The organism is Acinetobacter sp. USHLN143, assembly GCF_037145695.1.
Classification (GTDB): Bacteria; Pseudomonadota; Gammaproteobacteria; order Pseudomonadales; family Moraxellaceae; genus Acinetobacter; species Acinetobacter fasciculus.
Genome location: NZ_JBBCWZ010000135.1, coordinates 1 through 3,574, shown reverse-complemented (window position 1 = coordinate 3,574; position 3,574 = coordinate 1). Strand labels below are relative to the sequence as shown.

Here is a 3,574-nt window from a genome sequence, read left to right as displayed (position 1 = left end):
TTCTTCTTGGTCTACGTGTCATAAAATACTCCATATATTGATGTTTATAACATCATTTGGGGAGCAAAATATCACTTATAAGTGTTGTTCAAATTTCCTGATCCACCTCTAAGCCAAACAAGCAGATAAGAAGCCAATTAATTAAAAAGTTACACATGACGATTTATTGGGATAGGCGAACTTAAACTACTCTATCCCCAAGGGGTAAAACATGCTGATTTATGTGATTCCATTAGTGATATTGATCATCGTATTAATTGTCTTTAAAAAACGACAAGATGCTCAAGAATCAGATAAAGCAAAAACTAAAACGGTAAAAGCGAAAAAACCTGGCTCTGCTTCAAAAGCTGCCCCACAAAGAACCAAAGTGGTGGAGCCAGTCGGGGTCACAAAAAAATCAGCAACGCCATTATCAGCAGAAACACGCAAGAAAATTGAAGGCCTGATTCAGGAGCGTAATTTTTTTGCGGCCGAAGCACAGATTAACCAGGCACTGAATCGGGATAATTCACAGCATGAGCTTTATCTGCTGTTATTGGATATTCATATCTTACAGCAAGATGATTTTGCGATTACCCAACTGATTAATCATATTCGTGTTCTGAAAATCGATGAAATTCTATCTCAGGCTGAAGAAAAAAGAAGCGCCTATGAAAGAGAAAAATCGGTTAAACCAGATCCAGTTTCTAAGTCTGTTGCTTTCGCATCGAATACAAGTGATTTTGATGAATTGAGTCTTACATCACTTCCTGTAGATACAAAAGCTGGTTTAGCATTCGAGCAACTACAACAAGAAAGTGCGCCAGTTAAAGAAGAACCAGCACCTCTTGAATTTAATTTTAAGCCGAGTGCTGCGCCTGCCTCAACCAGCGCAACAAAGACTGAGCCTGAACAAGACAACAGTTTTGACTTTAATCCAAAGAGTAGCTTTACTCAGAGTGTGCCGACTGAATCAGCACCAGTAGTGGTTAATGAAGTTCAGTTTGACTTTGAATCTTTTAAAGTAGAGCCAACAACGTCAGAAATTTCTTCTGTAGCTTCTGATCGTCTAGAAACAGATTCTGAAAATAAAACGAATCTTAATCAGATTCCTGATTTTGATCTCAATTTAAGCACTAATAATGAACAGTTACCGGCTAGCGATGAAGAAATCAAGCCTCTAGATTTTTCATTCTCACTTGACACACCTGTACCAGCAGCTGAGAAAATTGCGGTACCAGCGACTGAGTTTGATCTGTCCAGTTTGACAGCTGCAGCACCTGTGACAGAACCAATGCCACAAACCAATCTATCAAGCATAGATTTTAAATTAGATCATTTAGAAACCACGCCAGAAGCACCTGCTGCGACAGCGATGAATTTCGATCTTCCTGCTACGCTAGCTCACACAGTGATAGACCAGCATGATCCACTCGTGCAATCTTTCCCGGAATTACTGGATGTTAATGAAGCAGGTCTCAATCTTGATCTTGCCCAGCAATATATTCAACTCGGTGCCTATGCCGCTGCCCGTGAAATTATTGCCGAGCGAGAAGCTGAATATACTCCTGAACAACAGCAACGCGCAGAGCAATTACTGAATCAAATCGCATCTTGATGCATTTCGATTTACACTAAAGCAGTCAATAATTGGCTGCTTTTTTTATGATAAAAAATATTGCATTAATTTATATGGGTGGCACATTCGGCTGCGTGGGGGATCCTCTCGTACCGATGCCTGCTGATTTATTTATTCCAAAGCTCGAACAGATACTTGCAGAGCAGTATTTTATCGAATATCACCATGCACCCACCATTAAGGACAGTAGTGCCTGCACAGCAACCGACTGGTTGCAACTGGTACAGTTTATTCAGCAATTGCAATCGCGGCAGATCCAGCATTTTGTGATTATTCACGGTACAGATACGCTGAGTTATGCCAGTGCAGTACTGGCACATTTTATTGGAAACTCGGCGCATGTGGTACTGACCGGTAGCCAATATCCGCTGCTGAATGCTCAAGGCAATGAACAGCGTGAATTTAGTGATGCCCTAGATAACCTGAAATTTGCACTAGATTCCGTCAGCGAATGTAGCGCTGGGGTCTATCTGGCATTCCATCATCAGCTGCTACATGCGCAAACTGCACTGAAACAGCATACTACTGAGTTAAATGCCTTTTCCGGTCTTGAGGCCAATATTGCAATCCAAACCAGTCAAGCGTGTTATCAGATCAAAGCTGAAGATATTACGAAAGCGACTGAATTCAACTGCATGAGCATCATGATGCAGCCAGTTGATCTGACCCAGCAGCTGAATAACCTGAACAACCTATTGGCTCGACCACCACATTTTTTATTTCTGCAAGGTTTTGGCACTGGCAACCTGGCGGTCAATGACGCCATGATTGCACTCATTGATCAACTCTATGAGCAGGGCTGTATTTCCGTCTTGACCACCCAAGTGCCTTTTGGTGCGACGGATCAGCGCTATGCTATTGCCGAATGGGTCAATCATTGCAAAATTTTGCTGAATGAAAGTTATGGACATGCGGATCTGTATGCAAAAGCCCTAAAAATGTATTTACAATACGACACTGTAGAGCAATGGCATCGTCATTGGTACGATCAATAAGGTTTTGAGGTCATTATGCAACGTTTTGCGGTGGGAATTGAGTTTTGTGGGATGCATTATCGGGGATGGCAGACTCAACAGCCGGGAGTTGCAAGCGTACAGGAAACCATTGAGAAGGTTCTGAGCAAAGTTGCCGATCAACCGATCCTCTTGCATGGTGCCGGCCGCACGGATGCCGGGGTACATGCGACCAACATGGTGGCACATTTTGATACTGATGCCGTGCGTTCTGAACGTGGCTGGCTGATGGGCTGCAATAGCCAACTCCCTAAAGACATCTCGATCCAGTGGATCAAAGAAATGGATCACAGCTTCCATGCCCGTTTTAAGGCACAGGCGCGCCGCTATCGCTATGTGGTCTACAACCACCCTGTACGCCCGGCATTGCTGCATAAACAGGTCACCCATGTCTATGCACCGCTTGATGTTGAACAGATGATATACGCCGCGAAAAAGTTTGAAGGCACGCATAACTTTGAAAGCTTCCGCGCCGCAGCCTGTCAGTCCAATCAGCCCGTTCGTCATGTCAGCCATTGCCGCCTGATTCAGCATGGTCAGTATCTGGTACTGGATATTCAGGCCGATGGCTTTCTGCACCATATGGTGCGCAATATCATGGGATGTTTATTGGAAATTGGTCAGGGCATGTATGCTGCCGATCATATTGATAATATTTTCGCGGCAGAAGACCGTAAAGCTGCTGGTGTGACTGCGCCAGCAGATGGTTTGTATTTTATTCATGCTGATTATCCGGCGCAGTTTGAATTACCTGAATTACCCTTAGGTCCGCACTGGCTGAATATGCCGGAATAGTTTTTAAATTTTTTAGAATATTTACCTCCCCTAACCCCTCCTAAAAGGCATAGGTATCTACACAATTCCTGAACTTTGCGTTAAATTGAAGAGCATGCTCTTCAATTTAACATCTCTGGCCTGGATCAGCGTCTTGTCAAGCGCTATA

The 3,574-nt window shown here is 43.5% G+C and carries 3 protein-coding genes; all 3 read left to right on the top strand.

Annotated elements, in window-relative coordinates; all coding sequences use genetic code 11:
* The first annotated feature begins 211 nt into the window (after positions 1 to 211).
* The 3 genes from WFH18_RS17065 to truA are packed head-to-tail and all read left to right on the top strand — an operon-like array spanning position 212 to position 3,426.
* Positions 212 to 1,597, top strand: a complete 1,386-nt coding sequence (locus WFH18_RS17065; protein WP_336755339.1) for a fimbrial protein FimV — start codon at positions 212 to 214, stop codon at positions 1,595 to 1,597.
* A gap of 47 nt (positions 1,598 to 1,644) precedes the next feature.
* Complete coding sequence (locus WFH18_RS17060; protein ID WP_247143217.1) at positions 1,645 to 2,613, top strand: asparaginase domain-containing protein; 969 nt, start codon at positions 1,645 to 1,647, stop codon at positions 2,611 to 2,613.
* 15 nt (positions 2,614 to 2,628) lie between these two features.
* Positions 2,629 to 3,426 carry a tRNA pseudouridine(38-40) synthase TruA gene (truA, locus tag WFH18_RS17055; RefSeq protein WP_005107961.1) on the top strand — a complete coding sequence of 266 codons (798 nt, stop codon included), beginning with the start codon at positions 2,629 to 2,631 and terminating at the stop codon, positions 3,424 to 3,426.
* Positions 3,427 to 3,574 lie beyond the last annotated feature (148 nt).

Bases quoted from the DNA above. Each gene is read 5' to 3' on its own strand.
- WFH18_RS17065 (WP_336755339.1), top strand. From the start codon at position 212: ATGCTGATTTATGTGATTCCATTAGTGATATTGATCATCGTATTAATT.
- WFH18_RS17060 (WP_247143217.1), top strand. From the start codon at position 1,645: ATGATAAAAAATATTGCATTAATTTATATGGGTGGCACATTCGGCTGC.
- truA (WP_005107961.1), top strand. From the start codon at position 2,629: ATGCAACGTTTTGCGGTGGGAATTGAGTTTTGTGGGATGCATTATCGG.